The organism is Pseudoalteromonas sp. UBA6610, from assembly GCF_002433295.1.
GTDB lineage: Bacteria > Pseudomonadota > Gammaproteobacteria > Enterobacterales > Alteromonadaceae > Pseudoalteromonas > Pseudoalteromonas atlantica.
The window spans coordinates 65,698-84,623 of record NZ_DJHW01000142.1 but is presented as its reverse complement, the minus strand read 5'-3'; the positions used below and the strand labels follow the sequence as shown (position 1 = coordinate 84,623).

16 protein-coding genes are annotated in these 18,926 nt (G+C 41.2%); 3 read left to right on the top strand and 13 right to left on the bottom strand.

The features are described 5' to 3' along the window. A partial coding sequence (gene suhB / locus B4F91_RS19335) for an inositol-1-monophosphatase (RefSeq protein WP_288636206.1) occupies positions 1–790 on the top strand: 790 nt, incomplete at its 5' end. A gap of 53 nt (positions 791–843) precedes the next feature. Here the strand turns inward: suhB and B4F91_RS19330 are convergent. The 7 genes from B4F91_RS19330 to queA form a co-directional block, all read right to left on the bottom strand. Then, positions 844–1,653, bottom strand: coding sequence for a substrate-binding periplasmic protein (locus B4F91_RS19330; RefSeq protein ID WP_004587609.1), 810 nt, complete (start codon positions 1,651–1,653; stop codon positions 844–846). Positions 1,654–1,669: 16 nt separating this feature from the next. Continuing rightward, positions 1,670–3,460, bottom strand: coding sequence for a GGDEF domain-containing protein (locus B4F91_RS19325; protein WP_286937059.1), 1,791 nt, complete (start codon positions 3,458–3,460; stop codon positions 1,670–1,672). 317 nt (positions 3,461–3,777) lie between these two features. After that, positions 3,778–4,725 carry a protein translocase subunit SecF gene (gene secF, locus B4F91_RS19320; protein ID WP_004587611.1) on the bottom strand — a complete coding sequence of 316 codons (948 nt, stop codon included), beginning with the start codon at positions 4,723–4,725 and terminating at the stop codon, positions 3,778–3,780. 9 nt (positions 4,726–4,734) lie between these two features. Next, positions 4,735–6,594, bottom strand: coding sequence for a protein translocase subunit SecD (gene secD / locus B4F91_RS19315; RefSeq protein ID WP_004587612.1), 1,860 nt, complete (start codon positions 6,592–6,594; stop codon positions 4,735–4,737). A gap of 19 nt (positions 6,595–6,613) precedes the next feature. Continuing rightward, positions 6,614–6,949 carry a preprotein translocase subunit YajC gene (gene yajC, locus B4F91_RS19310; protein ID WP_004587613.1) on the bottom strand — a complete coding sequence of 112 codons (336 nt, stop codon included), beginning with the start codon at positions 6,947–6,949 and terminating at the stop codon, positions 6,614–6,616. Between the two features lie 25 nt (positions 6,950–6,974). Further along, on the bottom strand, positions 6,975–8,099 hold the full coding sequence (gene tgt / locus B4F91_RS19305) for a tRNA guanosine(34) transglycosylase Tgt (protein WP_004587614.1): 1,125 nt from the start codon (positions 8,097–8,099) through the stop codon (positions 6,975–6,977). A gap of 175 nt (positions 8,100–8,274) precedes the next feature. Further along, positions 8,275–9,306: a tRNA preQ1(34) S-adenosylmethionine ribosyltransferase-isomerase QueA gene (gene queA / locus B4F91_RS19300; RefSeq protein ID WP_096042367.1), complete on the bottom strand. Its 1,032-nt coding sequence runs from the start codon at positions 9,304–9,306 to the stop codon at positions 8,275–8,277. 201 nt (positions 9,307–9,507) lie between these two features. Here queA and B4F91_RS19295 point away from each other — a divergent pair, with 201 nt between their 5' ends. Continuing rightward, positions 9,508–12,039 (top strand): EAL domain-containing protein, encoded by a 2,532-nt coding sequence (locus tag B4F91_RS19295; RefSeq protein WP_096042368.1) that lies wholly within the window; start codon positions 9,508–9,510, stop codon positions 12,037–12,039. 187 nt (positions 12,040–12,226) lie between these two features. Next, a complete protein-coding gene (locus tag B4F91_RS19290) occupies positions 12,227–12,439 on the top strand; it encodes a hypothetical protein (RefSeq protein WP_024031438.1) in 213 nt (70 codons plus the stop codon). Positions 12,440–12,558: 119 nt separating this feature from the next. On the opposite strand, the gene B4F91_RS19285 is transcribed toward B4F91_RS19290, so the two are convergent. The 6 genes from B4F91_RS19285 to pstA all read right to left on the bottom strand — a co-directional run. Further along, the gene (locus B4F91_RS19285; RefSeq protein ID WP_004587618.1) at positions 12,559–13,479 is read right to left on the bottom strand and encodes a hydrogen peroxide-inducible genes activator; all 921 of its coding nucleotides are present in this window, start codon (positions 13,477–13,479) and stop codon (positions 12,559–12,561) included. Positions 13,480–13,561: 82 nt separating this feature from the next. Continuing rightward, entirely contained in the window at positions 13,562–14,830 is a 1,269-nt protein-coding gene (locus B4F91_RS19280) for an inorganic phosphate transporter (protein WP_024031439.1), read from the bottom strand. A 40-nt stretch (positions 14,831–14,870) separates the two neighbouring features. Next, the gene (locus tag B4F91_RS19275) at positions 14,871–15,548 is read right to left on the bottom strand and encodes a TIGR00153 family protein (protein ID WP_004587620.1); all 678 of its coding nucleotides are present in this window, start codon (positions 15,546–15,548) and stop codon (positions 14,871–14,873) included. A 150-nt stretch (positions 15,549–15,698) separates the two neighbouring features. After that, entirely contained in the window at positions 15,699–16,400 is a 702-nt protein-coding gene (gene phoU, locus B4F91_RS19270) for a phosphate signaling complex protein PhoU (protein ID WP_004587621.1), read from the bottom strand. A gap of 45 nt (positions 16,401–16,445) precedes the next feature. Then, positions 16,446–17,273 carry a phosphate ABC transporter ATP-binding protein PstB gene (pstB, locus tag B4F91_RS19265; protein ID WP_004587622.1) on the bottom strand — a complete coding sequence of 276 codons (828 nt, stop codon included), beginning with the start codon at positions 17,271–17,273 and terminating at the stop codon, positions 16,446–16,448. 26 nt (positions 17,274–17,299) lie between these two features. Continuing rightward, a partial coding sequence (gene pstA, locus B4F91_RS19260; protein WP_288636200.1) for a phosphate ABC transporter permease PstA occupies positions 17,300–18,926 on the bottom strand: 1,627 nt, incomplete at its 5' end.

Sequence of the window (18,926 nt, the reverse complement as noted above, 5' to 3'; positions counted from 1 at the left end):
AAACATTGCGGTTCGCGCTGCGCGCAACGCAGGCAAAATTTTACTTCGCGCAAGTGAAGATTTATCAAAAGTTGAAATTCAACAAAAAGGCACTAACGACTTAGTGACTAACATTGATAAAGAAGCCGAAGCCGTAATTCGTGATACAATTTTAAAATCTTACCCTGATCACTGCATTGTTGGTGAAGAACTAGGTGAGCACAAAGGCAAAGATGCAGATTACCAATGGATTGTTGACCCGCTTGATGGCACAACTAACTTCATCAAGGGTATCCCTCATTTCGCGGTTTCTATCGCACTTAAAGTAAAAGGTCGTTTAGACCAAGCTGTAATTTACGATCCAGTTCGTGGCGAGCTTTTCACTGCATCTCGTGGTCAAGGCGCACAGCTAAACAGCAAGCGTTTACGCGTTACTAAAACCGTAGAATTAGCTGGTTCAATCTTAGCAACAGGCTTCCCTTTCAAACAAAAACACCACTTAGATGCATACACAGACGCGTTTAAAGCATTGTTTACACAAACTGCTGATATTCGTCGTGCAGGTTCTGCAGCGCTAGATATGGCATATGTAGCGGCGGGCCGTGTTGATGGCTTTTTTGAAATTGGTTTAAAACCGTGGGACACAGCAGCAGGCGAGTTACTTGTAAAAGAAGCTGGCGGCATGGTTGTTGATTTTGCAGGTGGCGTTAACTACAACAATAGCGGTAACATTATTTGTGGTGCACCTAAGCTTACTCAAGCAATTATCCGTGAAATTCGCCCAGTATTACCTGAAGCGTTACTTCGCTAATAAAGTGCATGTAACCCTATTATAAAAAAGGAGCCTATGGCTCCTTTTTTGTTTTAAAAGTAAGGGTTATCGAGCTTTAGCTCCGTGGTATAACCTTTTGTGAAAGGGAGAGAGTTTATGTCTTTTGCAAAATACTCATCAAATAACGCATCAAACTCTCCGCTGTTTTGCATGTTTTGCAACCCAAGCTCTATGGCTTGCGCTAAAGCTGGCTTACTACTTACAACAAAATAATAAATACCGGTGGGATAACTAATAAATAAATTAGGCACAATAACTAAGTTACTCTGCGCATTGGCAACAAGCTCAGAATTAACTTCGATAAATGAGCGAGGAAAGTAATCGATTCTGCCCCGGCTAGTGAGCGTAAACATAGCTTGATAGTTACTCAGCGGCCTTACATGTAAGCCGTTATAGGCCATTATTTTTGTATCTGGCCAATCATGCCCTTGCACTGCCGAGAGCTCACTTAATTGCGCTAAAGTGGTAATGCCTTTAAATTTTTCGACATTTTTTTTACTGGTTAATAAAACGCGCTTGCCTATAAAGCCTTTAAATAGCGGGACTTTAACGGCTATTGCCCGTGCCTCTCGTTCTGGGCTGCTCATGCTCCAATAAACATCTAACTCTGTTTTATCTAGCTCAATCAGGTCACGCTGTTGCTGTAAGCTCACTGGCTGCATTTTTATGTCTACAGGGTAATTAGCCCGCTCTAGGGCTCGTGTTAATAGCTCACTTAGGTATTCTTCACGGGCATTTTGCACACTTTGCTTTTGAGCAACATTAACAATCTCTACCCCTTGCACAAAAAAACTAACCGCAAATAAAGCAAACCCACCAACAACTACTTTTAATGGCAACATAATAATTACCTATTTTTTATACCACCTGTTTATTCTCTGGTGCTAAGCGCACTACGGCAGGCGCAGGCTTTCTGCGCTTACAAATAAACAAATAACTATGGCGATACCGCTTAGCCTCTTTTTTAGCATCTGTTGCAAGTGCTGCAACTTGATGGCTGTTTTTACATTCTTGTAAGTCGGGCTCCACAAGGCCAATTGATAACGTAAGTAAAGGTACAAATTGCTTTTCTCCCTCACGATTTGTAGCCCAGTAGCCTTTGCTCTTAATGTGCTCAGGCGTAAAAAAAGTGCGTGATTGCAGTTCAAACTGCTCAATTATGGTATTACAAATATACACAGCATCTGATTGGTCAAACACAACCATAAAGTCATCACCACCTATATGTCCTACAAAGTTAGCACTGTTTTCGCATGCTTGCACGGTTACATCTGCCAATAATTTAATCACACTATCGCCACTGGCATAACCGTATAAATCATTGAACTGCTTAAAGTGATTAAGATCTATATAGGCAAGCGAAAACGCACTTTGTGAGCGTAACCTTTGCTCTATTGCCTCATTAATGGCTACATTACCAGGGAGCATGGTGAGTGGGTTAGCATGCTGGGCGTGACGAATTTTTTCTTCTGTTATGTGCTTTAAAATATCACGCAATGGGGCAAGCCCTAGGTAACGTTTATTTCGGGTGATCACAATATGGCGGCGAATATCAAAGTCTTGCTCTGTAATTTGCTGACTCACGGTATCAAGAAGTTGGTTTTCATCCACCACTAAAGGTTGTTTATCCATAAAGTCGGTTACGGGGCACTTGTCGTAAAGTGCATGGCCATAGGGCGCTGCAAACACCTCAGTGAGCTGATCTTTATGTAGTAAGCCAACCGGTTGGCCGGCTTTATTTAAAACCGCTAGGCTCATCACGGCTTTGTCTTTTTCGAATAGCTTGTGGGCGTCTTTGCAACGGGTTTCGCTGTCTATTGCTTCTTGTGTAACAGCAAGCCGGCCAATCGCTATTGATTGATCAAACGTATTGCTTGGCTGTTTAAAGTTTAATGCTTGTAATTGCTCTGAGCTGTAATCAAGGCTTGGATTTGAGTTTGGTTTTTCCAGTAAAAAACCTTGTACGTTTGCTATGCCTAAGCTTTCAACATAGGCAAGCTCTTCTACTCTTTCTATGCCTTCGGCTATTACTGCGGTGTTTGTTGCTTTTGCGAGTACCGTAATCGATTTTAAAAACTCTTTTTTAACTTCGCTTTCATCGCAATGATCAATAAAGTAACGGTCGATTTTTACAAAGTCGGGGCATAGTTCAGACCACTGTTTTAAACCCGAGTAACCAGCACCTAAGTCGTCAATGGCAATGGTAAAACCCAGCTCGCGGTAGTGTGCAATTGTTTTTAATAATAAAAAACCATCGTCGACCTTTTCTTGCTCTGTTACCTCAATCACCACGCGGTTTGCTGCTAAACCAAACTGCTCTATTAAATGCAGGGTTTCACCTTTTGGGTGGCAAGGGTCGAGCAAGGTTTTAGGGCTTACATTTAAAAATAACTTACCGTTTAAATTAAGCTTTACAAAGTTTTCAATTGCTTTTGAGCGGCATAATAGCTCAAGCTCTGAAATTAAAGCGTGCTCACTGGCCGCTTCAAACAGTCGGTTAGGCATTTCCAAAGGGCTGTTTTTAGGCCCTCGACTTAGCGCTTCGTAACCTATAATTGTTTGATTAGCTATATCAAAAATAGGCTGAAATAACGTGGTTATTTCACCGTTATTTAAAATGTACTCTAGTACTTTGCGCTGCATCGTCACTGCAAAACCTGATTGTCGTTTAATAGGGGCATTAAAGTAGCAAGCCTGTATGACAATTTTATGGCATTAGGTGCTATTGACCTTTCAGGATTAAATTTGCTCAATTTAGGGGCGGTACAATCTAAGCGCTAAGTTTATAGCCTAATATACTGTTAACTATTCATACGTTATTGTAATGGCTTAATTATATAACCGGCTCAAGGCTTTAAGTTCAGCCTAAAAAGCGTGTACGTTTAATCTTAAAGCAACCAAGCTCTATAAAACCGCGCGCAATAAAAAACCGCTCAATTGAGCGGTTTTATTTAGCGTTAACTCTATTACGGCAATGCGTCTAGGTCTGCGCCTTCTTTTTCAATTACCTCTGGTATTAAATCTTCTTTACTTACGCCCATGGTAATAGCTACCGAGCTTGCAACGTAAACTGAAGAATAAGTACCAATGAACACACCAAATAACAGGGCTGTAGCAAAGCCGTGAATGGTTTGTCCGCCCCACACAAATAGCGCAATCAATACCAAAATAGTGGTGATTGACGTTACAAGTGTACGGTTAAGTGTTTGCGTTAACGACATGTCGATAATTTCGATAGTGTCGTCGATGCGTACTTTACGGAAGTTTTCACGAATACGGTCAGATACAACAATAGTATCGTTAAGTGAGTAACCAATTACCGCCAATATTGCCGCTAAAATAGTTAAGTCAAACTCTAACCCTAATACAGAAAACAAACCTACTGTAATAATTACATCGTGAAGTAGTGCACCTACCGCGCCCACAGCAAAACGCCACTCAAAGCGAAATGCCACGTAAATCAAAATACAAATAAGCGCAGTTAACATGGCAAGGCCACCCTGCTCTTTTAAGTCTTCCCCTACGCTTGGGCCTACAAACTCAATGCGGCGCATTACTACGCTCTCATCAGCTTGCTTTAAGGCAGTAATAACTTGGTTACCAATAACTTCGGCTTTTACTTCACTGCCACGCGGCGCTAAACGAACCAAAATATCTTGGCTAGAACCAAACAGCTGCACTGAGGCATCGGCAAACCCGTTTTCAGCTAATACTGAGCGTACTTTTTTCAAATCTGCAGGTTGCGAAAAACCAACCTCTACAGCGGTACCGCCAGTAAAATCTAAACCAAAGTTTAAACCTTTGATAAAAATTGAGGCAAACGACGCTAAAATTAATAGCGTAGAAAAACCCATTGCCACTTTACGAAGTGACATGAAACGTAGGGTTTTACCACCCAAACTTAAAATTTGCATGTCCGCTCCTTAAATTGAAAGTTTATCAATGCGCTTACCACCAATAAATAAGTTAATTACCGCACGGGTACCAACTATGGCTGTAAACATTGAAGTTAAAATACCAATTGCCAGTGTTACGGCAAAACCTGCAATAGGGCCAGTGCCCACTGCAAATAAAATAACCGCAGCAATTAAAGTGGTAATATTGGCATCAAAAATAGTACTAAAGGCGCTATCGTAACCAAAATGAACGGCTTGTTGAGGGCTGCGGCCATCGGCCAGCTCTTCACGAATACGCTCAAAAATAAGTACGTTAGCATCAACCGCCATACCCACTGTTAATACAATACCGGCAATACCTGGCAGCGTTAATGTGGCTCCTGGAATTAACGACATTACACCTACAATAAGCACTAAGTTAGCTGCTAGTGCAATGTTGGCAACTAAACCAAACCCTTTGTAGTAAATAAGCATAAAGGCAAGTACAAACGCAAAGCCAAGGGCTACCGCTGTCATACCGGCTTCAATGTTTTCTTGACCTAGGCTTGGGCCTACTGTGCGCTCTTCAACAATTTGAATTGGCGCTACTAATGCACCGGCGCGTAATAGTAAGCTTAAGTTGTGGGCTTCGGCTGGGTTATCAATACCTGTAATACGGAATGAACGGTCAAGACGAGCCTGAATAGTCGCAACGTTAATAACCTCTTCTACCTTAATAGGTGGAAGTGCTTTACCGTCAGCATCTTTTTTACCCGATGGCTTGTATTCAATAAATACCGTTGCCATGCGCTTACCAATAGCACGCTTGGTAAAGGCATTCATTTTTGCCCCGCCTTTGCTATCTAAGGTAATGCTTACTTGTGGGCGCTGGTATTCGTCGTTTCCTGATTGCGCACCAGTGATATGGCTACCTTCAAGAATGACACGTTTTTTAAGTACCACAGGGTAGCCATCACGGCTCATGATCATTTCTGTGCCCGCAGGAATACGCCCTTGAGCAGCTGCACTTGGGTCTGCGTTTTCGTCTACTTCACGAAATTCAAGCGTGGCCGTTGCACCTAAAATTTCTTTAGCGCGTGCTGTATCTTGTACACCTGGTAGTTGCACAATAATACGCTCAGCACCTTGGCGCTGTACGTTAGGCTCTGCAACACCAATTTGGTTAATACGATTACGAATAATGGTTTCGTTTTGCTTAATAGCGTAGTCACGTATTTCTTTAAGCTTTTGCTCACTCATAGTGGCAAAAAATGCGCGATCGTTACTGCTATCATCAATGTATACGTTTAGTGGGTAGCGCGATGCTAAAAAGCGTTCAGCCGCTTCTTTATCTTCTTCGGTACGCATTTCTACACGCATACGTTCAGAGCCCGCTACGCGGCGAACACTACGGTAACGAAGTTTTTCTTCGCGTAGGTCGCTACGAAAATCTTGTTCCATTTGCTCTAGCTGATTATCTACCGCGGTTGCCATGTCGATTTCCATGGTGAAGTGAACACCACCACTTAAATCAAGACCTAACTTCATAGGGTTACCACCCAATGATTTTAACCATGCAGGTTGCGCAGGTGCCATATTAATAGCAGAGATATAATCGTCGCTAAGAGAATTACGCAGTAAGTCTTGCGCTTTTAGCTGTTCTTCAACATTTTTAAAACGTACTAATACTTGGCCGCCTTCAAGCACGGTAGACTTAGCTGTTACATTATGTTGTTTGAGGGTTGCGTTTACTTTGTCTACTACACTGAGATCGACATCTGCGCCTTTTGCCCCCGAAACCTGAATGGCCGGATCGCGGCCATACAAGTTTGGAGAAGCATATAAAAGGCCAATGGCTACCACAGCTAAAACAAGTAAATACTTCCAAATTGGAAACTTGTTTAACACAGGCATGTCCTTTTTATTTTTATAGTGACTTCATTGTGCCTTTAGGCAATACAGCAGATACTGCCGATTTTTGTACTGTTACTTCAGCTTGCTCATTTAAAGAAATCACGATGAAATCTTTATCTTCAGTAATTTTAACAATTTTACCTACTAAACCGCCTTGGGTAAGTACTTCATCACCTTTAGCCATCGCGCTCATAAGGCTTTTGTGCTCTTTCACACGCTTAGCTTGTGGGCGGTAAATTAAAAAGTAAAAAACTAAACCGAAAATAGCTAACATAATTAGCATTTCCCAGCCACCACTTGCAGCAGGTTGACCAGCAGCGGCGTGTGCGTTTGAAATAAATAAACTCATAATACTTCCTCTATATTTTTAAATTTTAATTTATATCTGCAAGCTCTGGCACGTCTTGGCCACGGCGAGCATAAAAATCACTAACAAATTCTTCTAGTTTACCTTCGCTAATTGCATTGCGTAGGCCTTCCATAACACGCTGATAGTAACGTAAGTTATGGATTGTGTTTAGTCGTGCGCCTAAAATTTCGTTACATTTATCAAGGTGATGCAAATAAGCACGCGAATAATTTTTACAGGTATGGCAATCACACTCAGGATCAAGTGGGCCAGTGTCTGTTTTATGTACTGCGTTACGAATTTTAATTGTACCTGTGGTAATAAATAAATGACCATTACGTGCATTACGGGTAGGCATTACACAGTCAAACATATCAATACCACGGCGTACAGACTCAACTAAGTCTTCAGGTTTACCTACACCCATTAAGTAGCGCGGTTTGTCTTCTGGCATTTTGTACGCACAATGATCAAGAATATTCATCATTTCGTTTTTAGGCTCACCAACCGATAGGCCGCCTAATGCGTAACCATCAAAGCCAATTTCTTCTAGGCCTTTTTGTGATTGTGCACGTAACTCTGGGTACATACCACCTTGAATAATACCAAATAAGGCTGATGGGTTATCGCCGTGGCCTTCTTTAGAGCGCTTAGCCCAACGAAGCGATAACTCCATTGAGTCTTTAGCTTCTTTTTCGGTGGCAGGGTATGGCGTACATTCGTCAAAAATCATGACGATGTCTGAGCCTAAATCACGCTGTACTTCCATTGATTTTTCAGGCGACATCATAATTTGGTCACCATTTACCGGCGATTGGAACAACACACCTTCTTCAGTAATTTTACGCATAGCACCAAGGCTAAATACTTGGAAACCACCTGAGTCGGTTAAAATTGGAAAGTCCCAATTCATAAAATCGTGTAAATCACCGTGTTGTTTAATGATTTCAGTACCTGGGCGTAGCATTAAATGAAAGGTGTTACCCAAACAAATTTGTGCCCCTGTGGCTTTAACTTCATCTGGGGTCATGCCCTTAACAGTACCGTAAGTACCTACTGGCATAAATGCAGGCGTTTCTATTACACCACGGTCAAAAATCAAGCGGCCGCGGCGCGCTTTTCCGTCGGTGCGGTCTAATTCAAATTTCATATCATCCTCAATGTCGGAAAAACAGTCCAACAAGCTATAATTTAACCGCTCGATTCTACCCTTTTTGCCCCGTTATTACTATTAGCTGCGCTAAATTCACTGCGTATTAGCGCAGGCAAATAAAAACCCAGCGTGCGAGCTGGGCTTTTAAAAACGGTACCGGATAAAAACGTGCTTATTTACGTGTTAAAAACATCGCATCGCCGTAGCTAAAAAAGCGGTACTTTTGTTCTATAGCCGTGTTGTACGCGCCCATAATGTTATCTTGGCCGCTAAAGGCACTTACTAGCATTATGAGGGTTGATTCTGGCAAGTGAAAATTAGTCACCATGGCATCAACTACATTAAACTGATAACCCGGAAAAATAAAAATATCGGTATCGCCAAAATAGCTCTCTAATTTACCGCCGTGTACTTTTGCTGCCGACTCCAGCGAGCGCACAGAGGTAGTTCCCACAGCTATAACACGCCCACCGTTAGCTTTTGTATTAGCAACAGCGTGAACCACCTCATCAGGTACTTCAATGTATTCAGAGTGCATTACATGCTCATCTACGCTTTCTACACGCACCGGCTGAAACGTACCTGCGCCAACATGTAGCGTAACAAACGCCATGTTTACGCCTTTTTGCTTTAATGCCGCCATTAGCTTATCGTCAAAATGCAGCCCTGCTGTAGGCGCTGCTACTGCACCGGGCTTTTCGCCATAAACGGTTTGATAACGCTCGCGGTCAGCTTCGGTGTCTGGGCGGTCAATGTAAGGAGGTAAAGGCATGTGGCCAATGTCGTTTAGAATATCGAGTACATTTTGGCTGCGATCAAATTCAAGCTCAAATAACGTATCGTGACGCGTAATCATTGTCGCTTTTGCTTTGCCTTCTAAAATAACCTCGTTACCAGGCTTTAACGACTTACTTGCTCTTACATGGGCAAGTACACGGTGTTCATCAACTACACGCTCTACAAGTACTTCGACCTTACCGCCAGAGGCTTTTTGACCAAACATACGGGCAGGAATAACGCGGGTATTATTAAATACTAATAAGTCACCTTCGTTTACTAAATCAAGTAGGTCGCTAAACACTTTGTGTTCAACGTTGCCAGTTGGGCCATCTAGGGTTAGTAAACGGCTGCTGGTTCTGTCTTGTTTAGGAAAACGAGCAATTAATTCATCAGGTAAGTCAAAGCTAAAGTCAGCCACGCGCATAGTCGGTATTCCACATCATTAAAATCGCGCCAAGTGTATATCTATCCTCGGCTAAGCTCAAGATATCTACCACAGTTGAGAGGATTCGCCCTATTTTAGATACATTTGAGTAACTACTTTAAATAATCTTGTTCTTATTGGTAAATATCATTATTCTTACTCACCTTAAATAATGATGTTTCTAATTTCGGGGTTAAAAAAGTGGCAGGTAAGCTGAAGTTGCTCATTCTAAACGCAAGTAGTGAAGAACGCCGCACTATTCGCGCCACTTTAGGACATTTAAAGGTATTTGAATTCATAGAAGTAGCAGATAGCCAAGATGCGCTCACTCTGTTAAAAAAGCAGCCAGTAAACATGATTATTACGGGCTTGAGCGTGGGGAAAATAGATGGCTGGCGTTTTTCTCGCATGATCCGCTCAGGCTTACTTAACACCCCAAAAAACACCCCAATTTTACTTATTCCGCCTATTTACTGTGAGCGTATAGCTGAAACCACAGCTCGTAGTTATGGCATAGATGCCGTACTGCCCTTTGAGCACCAAGACATGTTACCGCAGGTTCTAGCCAATGTTCTGTCTACACATTTAGAAAAAAGCAGTCGCCTTAATTTACTCTTGCTTGAACCAATAGCGCTAAAAGCCGATGAAATAGCGGAGCAACTTAAGCTCAATTTTGCCATTACCCATGTCACCACAAGCCAAAGTGCTCTCAGTGCCTATAACCAACAACAGTTTGCCATTGTCCTACTTGATGCAACCGCTTCACATGCGGGCACATCCGATAAGTTAGTCGAAGAAATACTGCAACATAACCCTAAACAAGCCATTGTAACTATTATTGATAATAACGATGCCGACTATGCAGAGCAGCTACTGCTATCCGGTGTTACCGACTTTATCAGAGCGCCATACGACCCGTCGTTTTTAAATAAAGTATGTGACCATGCTGCGCGCCGTGAAGACTTTATGGTTAGTTATGCTGAGTTTGCCCAAAAGGTTGAGCAGTTAAGTATTAGCGAAGTACGCTACAAAGAGCTTTTTTCGGCGCACCAACGTATTTTGCTGCATTTAAATACGGTGGTTTTAGAGCTTGATCAACAAGGTAAAATTCGCTTTATCAATCCTGCTTGGGAAACACTAAGTGGCTTTGGGGTTAAATCGTCTTTGCAAAAATCATTAATTGATTATTGCTCTGATGAATGCCAAGTAAAACTAAATACGACCATTAACGATATTCTTAATGGTGACATGCATCAGCAGCAAGTTGAGATTCAACTTAATCATAAAAATGGCAATCAGATTTGGGTGGAATGCCGCTTACAGCTAATAAAAAACAGCCGCAATAATGCCACTATTACTGCCACAATCGACAACATACACGAGCGTAAACAAGCTGAATTAAAGCTGCGCCACTTAGCCCTGCACGATACGCTAACAGGCTTACATAACCGTTATTATTTTGATCAACAACTCAATAATATATGCCAAACTAAACACACCTATGGTGATGTAGAGCACGCGCTTATTTACATCGATTTAGATCATTTTAAAATAATTAACGACAGCAAAGGCCACCAACAAGGCGACATTGTACTAAAAGATGTAGCTCAATTATTTGAAGCAAACATTAGCGCTAAACATTTAGTGTGTAGAATAGGCGGTGACGAATTTGCTGTTATTTTAAAAAATACGCAGCTGCTTGACGCTCACCTAATTGCAGAGAGTATTTGTAGCGCGATTGAACAGCACGAGTTTAAATCTGAAGACCAAGTATATTCAATTAGCTGCTCTATTGGCTTAACGCAAATAACGGCTAAAAATTGCGACCCGAGTGAGTGCCTCAAGCAAGCCGATATAGCCTTATATATTGCTAAAAGTTTAGGCCGTAACCTAGTGCACTGCTACTCAAAAGAAGATGCGCAAAATAACACCTTGCAAACCGGGCTTGAGTGGGGGCATGAGATTCGACAAGCACTTCAGCAAGATAACGTAGAACTGCACTATCAGCCAATATGGGACTTTAAAGCCAATAAAGTGGCTTATTTTGAAGCGTTACTGCGTTTAAAAGTAGACGATAAACTTATTTTCCCTAATCAATTTATTCCCTCTCTTGAGCTGCTAAACGACACCTTTTTAATGGACCAATGTGTTATTCGCAATGCCATTGCTAGCGTGGCTGAACACCCAGATTTAAATCAAGTGGCTATTAACCTCTCTGCTCAATCGTTTTTAGATGAGCGCTTAGTGCCACATATAGAATCGAGCCTAGAAAAATACCACGTACCGCCTTCGCGTATTATTTTTGAAATTACCGAGTCTGCCTCAGTTAACAATTTAAAAGCCACCCGTAAAATGATAGAAAAGCTAAACAGTTTAGGCTGTCATTTTTCTATTGATGATTTTGGTACAGGCTTTAGTACATTTAACTATTTAAAACAGTTACCTGCACAGCATGTAAAAATAGATGGCTCGTTTGTACGCGACATGATTAACGACCCCATTGACTTAGCACTGGTTAAGGCCATTAACGATATAAGCCGCTCCCTTGATAAGCGCTCTGTGGCAGAATACGTAGAAAGCGAAGAGATATTTTTTGCACTAAAAGAGATTGGTGTGGACTACGGACAAGGCTATTTTATTGCCCGTCCTGTGCCTGTAGAAAAAGTACAATCGACGCTTAAAATTATTTACCAAAAGAAACCTTTTATCCAACAACACACTAGCGCCAGCTAAACATTTTTAAACAGTTTTAAGCATTTTATTACTATCATTATTGCACTTATTGCCTATACTTTACGTACCACTTAGTAAATGTCTTGTTATTTTGATGATTTAACAATAAAAACATGACATTACCTATAAGCATACATGACTAGCAATTACATAGAGGTTAAAGCTTGTCAGGTTTAAGGAGGAAGGTATGGCGCAGTTGATTATTTTACTTCTCGTAATACATTGTGTAATTGCGTATCAGTGCTACCGGTACGCGCAGCTAAAGGGCTACCCAGTAGGCGTATTTGCTACTTTAGGCCTACTCCCGTATTTTAATGTAGTGGTTTGGATTTACTTGCTTTTTCTACCCGAACTCGAACCCTTTGAAAGCCAAACACATAGCAAACAGCAGCCCTTGTAGGCTGCTGTTTTGTTTATGCTACGCTGGTGCTTAATAGTGACCAATAACCACACTGCTCAAACCCTATTTACCTAAAGCAACATATTACTGCTGCACTTTAACCTTAAAGGTAAATAGGCTTAACTCTCAAAGTCTAAGCTACATTGGCGAGCCAAAAACACTTCTAGCTGTTGGCTGAATAACTTAAAGTCGCGAATTCTTCCTGTGGTTTTACGCCACAGTATGCCTATATCTCTGTAGGCATCGCCTTGCGATGGGGTTGCTATCATGTTTTTATCTTTAAGAATACCCGCATTAATCGCCATCTGCGGTAAAAATGTAACCCCTAACTGATGCTCTACCATGCTTAATAAGGTATGTAAGCTTGCAGCTTCAAAAGGATTAATACAGCTTGAGCGGTTTAGATGACACGCACTCAATGCATGCCCCGTCATACAATGCTCTCGCTCTAATAAAAACACACTAGCATCGGGTAACAAGTTAAAGTCTTCAACGCCTTTAGCAGGGCTGTAATCTTTATGGTGCACTAAACTAAAGTGATCTTTAGCCAATACTTGAGTATGAAACTTCTCCGTTTGGTACGGTAAGGCTAATAAGGCTAAATCAATATGGCCGTGTTCAAGCTTATCTAATAACTTGTCGCTGGTATCTTCAACGAGTACCAACTCTAAATCACAAAAGGTTTGCTTACAAAAGTGATACAAAGGCGCCGCTATGAAGCTGGCGATAGTGGGTATAACCCCTACCACTAACTTACCACTGAGTGGCGTTAAAAAGCTTTTGGTTAGCTCTTTTAAACTAATTGTATCGTTAATAATTTTACGAGAGCGCTCCACGACCTCTTCACCAATACTGGTAAACATAAGGCTGCGATTTTCTCGCTCAATTAGCTGACAACCGAGTGTTTCTTCAAGGTTTTGAATTGCACTGCTTAAAGTAGATTGCCCAATAAAGCACGCACTTGCTGCACGGCCAAAATGCTGGTGCTGATGTACAGCTAATAAATACTGTAGCTGTTTAATACTTGGTAGGTTGGTCATTTTTTCTTTCCACAAATAAAAAGACCCCAACACCTAGGGCGTTGAGATCTTTTCAAGCTAAAAGTCTTTGAGTACTTTTTTGTTAAACCCCAAACGCGGTTCTTAGTACGTAGAAAATAACAATAGCAAGGGCAGCGCCAACTGGCAATGTAATTACCCAAGAAACTACAATGTTTCTGATAACACCCATGTTAAGTGCAGCAATACCACGTGCCATACCTACACCTAATACCGCACCAACTAAGGTTTGTGTAGTAGAAATTGGCATACCTGTACCTGATGCAATAACAACGGTAGACGCAGCAGCTAATTCGGCAGCAAAACCACGGCTAGGCGTTAAGTGAGTAATACCTTCACCTATCGTTTTAATTACCTTTTTACCTAAAATAGCAAGACCGGCAACAATACCAAAACCACCTAGTGGTAAAATCCACCAAGCAATAGCCGCTTTTTTAGCAATTTCACCGTTGCTTTCAACAATGTTCACAACCGCAGCAAGTGGACCAATTGCATTCGCTACATCGTTTGAGCCATGCGCAAACGCCATACAACACGCTGTTAATACCATTAATACCGCAAATACTTTTTCTACGTTATTAAATTGCATTTGTTTATCGGCTTTAGGGTCGATATTTAAACGTGAAATCGCAATTTTACCAATAATAGCTACAATCACAGCAATTGCGATCGCAATTAAATAACCTTCAGTAGCGCCTAGGTTAATACCTATATGCTTTAAGCCTTTTTTGATTGTTACTAGCGCCATAATAAAGCCCGCTAAACCCATGTACAAAGGTACAAAGCGTTTTGCGTTTTTAAGTGGTGCATCAGTATCAAAAATCAGCTTTTGCGCACTCATAAAGATTAAGTAAGCAATAAAGCCCGAAATAGCAGGTGTAATAATCCAGCTACCTACAATACCACCTACTTTATTCCATTGAATAGCCTCTGTACCCACTGCAACTAATGCAAAACCAATGATTGCACCAATAATTGAGTGAGTTGTTGAAACAGGCCAACCTAAAAATGAGGCAATTAATAGCCAAGTACCTGCTGCAAAAAGTGCAGAGATCATACCTAAAACCATTAAATCAGGGAGGGCAGCAAAAGGCGCAGCATCAATAATACCTTTACGGATTGTTGATGTAACCTCACCACCTGCTAAGTAAGCACCAGCAAATTCAAAAATCATAGCAATAATAATTGCTTGTTTAATTGTTAACGCTTTTGAACCTACCGAAGTACCCATCGCATTAGCAACGTCGTTCGCGCCAATACCATAAGCCATAAAAAAGCCGACTGCTGCGGCAATTAAAACTAATACCGTGCCGTAAGATGCAATGATATCCATTGTGTAACCTTAATCTTTCGTTTGAACTGATTTTTATAAATTAACGAGCTAGCATCAGCTCAAGACGTGATCCTACGCGCTCTGCAATATCTGCAAGTTCGCCAACCCATTCAATTATTTTGTATAAAAACATAACATCAATTGGGTTTAGCTCACTTTCTACATCGCGTAGTTGGCGGCGTACTTTAATTTGCATTTCATCCGTGTCTTGTTCTATGGCATCCAATTCTACGAGCATTTTTTCTACTAAAGTCACCTCGCGACCTTTAAAGCCCGTTTCTAACAATTCTTCTAACTCATTAATTGCTTTTGATGCTTGTTTAGTCGCATCAACACAACGTGTTAGATAAGCTAAAAAGTCTGCTTGCATAGCACTAGGAATTGTCATTTCACGGCCAATTACGCGCCCTGCAATGTCTTTAGCCTTATTTGCTATTTTATCTTGTTGAGTTACGAGTTCGAGCAGATCTGTACGCTCTACCGGCATGAATAAACCACGCGGTAATTGTAAGCGTATATCTCTTTTCATATCATCAGCTTCACGCTCTAAATTACGAATAGTTAAGCGAAGCTCTTCTGCTTGCTGCCACTCTTCTTTAAATACGTGATTAAAAAAAGGTATCAAGGCTTTACTTGCTTGATGAACCTTCTTGATGTGTTCTTCCATTGGTTTGATAGGAGATTTTGCAAATACTCCTAAAAACGCGTTTGTAGGCATAACTGACCCTTTAATCAAATTGATATGCTTTGCAGCATGAATTTTACAGTATTAGCCGCGATTGTGAACGCTTTTTATTATTTCATCATGGCTAACAATGCATAAAGCGGCACTAAGCCGCTTTAATAAAAAAGAATGATAGATAAAAACCTACAACGATTTTTCTATATCTTCTTGAGATGTATGACGAATATCTTTGCCGTTTACAAAATAAATAATGTATTCCGCAATATTTTGGCAACGGTCGCCAATACGCTCTAATGAACGTACAGACCATACTAAATCCATAATTTTAGGAATTGAGCGTGGATCTTCCATCATGTAAGTCATAATTTGACGCGTGATTGCTTCATATTCACGGTCAACTTTTGCATCTTCTTTATGTACTTCAAAGGCGCGTTGTACATCCATGCGCGCAAATGCATCAAGTACATCGTGTAGCATTTTTAAAACTTGGCGACCCATGTTTTCAATATTCACTAATAAATCTTGCTGATCTTTAGTAAATGAATCAAGTGCCACTTTAGCAATGCGCTCTGCTTCATCGCCAATGCGTTCTAAATCGGCAATCGTTTTTGCAATAGCAATTACTAAGCGTAAATCGCTCGCAGCAGGCTGACGACGCGCAATGATGCGCGTACATTCATCATCAATGCTAACTTCCATTGCATTTACTTTGTAATCGTTCTGGCGTACTTTTTGTGCCAGTTCAGCATCATTGCGACTTACTGCATCTAATGCACTGCTTAGCTGCTGCTCAACTAGGCCACCCATGTTAAGTACATGGTTACGAACATTTTCTAGCTCTTGGTTAAAGCGCCCAGAAATATGCTTATTTATATTATGTTCCATAATTACCTTCTCTTAAATTCGTTTACAACACTAAAACGTATACGACTAGCCGTAACGGCCTGTAATGTAGTCTTCCGTTTTCTTTTTACTTGGCGTTGTAAATAAGGTATTTGTGTCTGAGTATTCAATCAACTCGCCCATGTACATAAAGGCCGTTTGATCAGATACACGCGCTGCTTGTTGCATGTTATGTGTCACAATAACAACGGTAAATTTGTTCTTTAAATCGTTAATTAGCTCTTCAATAACCAAAGTAGAAATTGGATCAAGTGCCGATGTTGGTTCATCAAGTAATAGTACTTCAGGTTCAATCGCAATTGAACGGGCAATAACTAAACGCTGTTGCTGACCACCTGATAGGCCAAATGCACTATCGTGTAATCTGTCTTTTACTTCATCCCATAAAGCCGCACCGCGAAGTGATTGTTCTACCACTTCATCTAGCTTACGCTTTTCTTTAATACCTTGTAAGCGTAGGCCATAAACCACATTTTCATAAATTGATTTAGGAAATGGGTTCGGACGCTGAAACACCATACCCACGTTACGACGAAGCGCGGCTACATCTACACTTTTATCGTAAATGTTTTGGCCGTGAAGTAATATTTCACCTTCAATACGACACACATCAACTAAATCGTTCATGCGGTTAATACAACGCAATAGCGTTGATTTACCACAACCAGATGGACCGATAAACGCCGTAACTTGGCCTTTCGGGATATTCATATTTACTTTGCTAAGCGCTTGCTTTTCACCATAGTAAAGATCAAGGTCCTTAATCTCTAACGCTTTTTGGTCATCAGTTAAGTTTTCTAAGTCTAACTTCAAGCTTTTGTTAGCTTGGTTTACTTGTGGAGCGACTGTAATCATGTTTGTTACCTATAATTCTTTACTAATTAGTGTTCAAGCGATCTGAATTTTTCACGTAAATGGTTACGTATGCCTATCGCTGTTATGTTGAGGGTAATAATCACCGACACTAATAAGAAGGCCGTTGCGTATACCAGCGGGCGTGCCGCTTCAACATTCGGACTTTGAAAGCCCACATCATAAATATGAAAGCCTAAGTGCATGAACTTTCTATCTAAGTGAAAATAAGGGAAGTTGCCATCAAGTGGTAACGTAGGGGCCATTTTTACCACACCTACGAGCATTAACGGCGCAACTTCACCGGCCGCTCGAGCAACAGCAAGTATTAAACCTGTCATAATTGCTGGGCTTGCCATAGGAATAATAATACGCCATAAGGTTTCAACTTTGGTTGCACCAAGCGCTAATGAACCATCACGCACTGTACTAGGAATACGCGATAAACCTTCCTCGGTTGATACAATAACAACCGGTAATGTAAGAATAGCTAATGTAAGCGCAGACCACATAACACCTGGCGTGCCAAATACTGGCGTAGGCGCAGCTTCTGGGTAAAACAGTTGGTCAAGGCTACCACCTAACATGTAAACAAAAAAGCCTAAGCCAAATACACCGTAAACAATAGACGGTACACCGGCAAGGTTAATTACCGCAATACGAATCATCTTAGTTACTGCATTTTTAGCTGCGTATTCATGTAAGTAAATTGCAGCTACAACACCAAATGGGGTCACAATAACGGCCATCAGCATAACCATAAATACTGTACCAAATATAGCAGGGAATACGCCGCCTTCGGTGTTTGCTTCACGTGGGTCGTCTGATACAAACTTACCCAGTTGTACAAAGTAATGACCTAACTTTGAGAAAAAGCCCATGTCGTTAGGCAACCAAACATCAAGCACTTGATACAGTGGAATGGTGACTACTTCACCACGCATGTCCTTAACTAAAACTTGGTCACGCTTGGCTTTTTTACGCAGTGCAAATAACTCTTTTTCAAGTACTGCATATTCGTTACGTAACTCGGCACGTGCTTGAGCAAGCTCAGCAACACGCTCATCGGTTAGTTCGTCATCAAGTAGGTACGCCTTTTCTTGTAAGCGAAGACGCTCTAATTCGTAGTTGATATGACCAATGTCGCCATTTTGTAAATCAAGCGCTTCGTCGTTTAAATCAACCGCACGCTCTACTAGCTCATGTAAGGTTTCGATTTTATCGCTAGTAACCGGCTTTCCGTCTTTAATTACACCTTCTATGTAGCCATAAAAGTTACCGTTTTTACTGCGCTCAAATACAGCAAGCGTAGCCGGTGTACTTTGCTCAGTAATATCGGTTTCTAATATCCAACGAAAATCTAAATCTACATATTCGCGGTTACCTGTTTTTATAAGTAAGCGCTCAACTTCGTCTTTATTAAAATCTGATACATCAATACCTGTTGCAGCTAAACGCGCTGTAGGCACAAGTTCTCGGTCGTAAACTTCACCAATGATGGTTTGTTTTGAAATAGACCCTTCTAGCTCAAATTGAACTACCTCTGATGGCCAGAAAAAGCTTAATCCCTTCCAAGCTATCATTGCTAATAAACCGAGAACTGAAATTAAGCTGATGCTTACCGCACCACCTGTCATCCAAATCCAAGGAGAACCA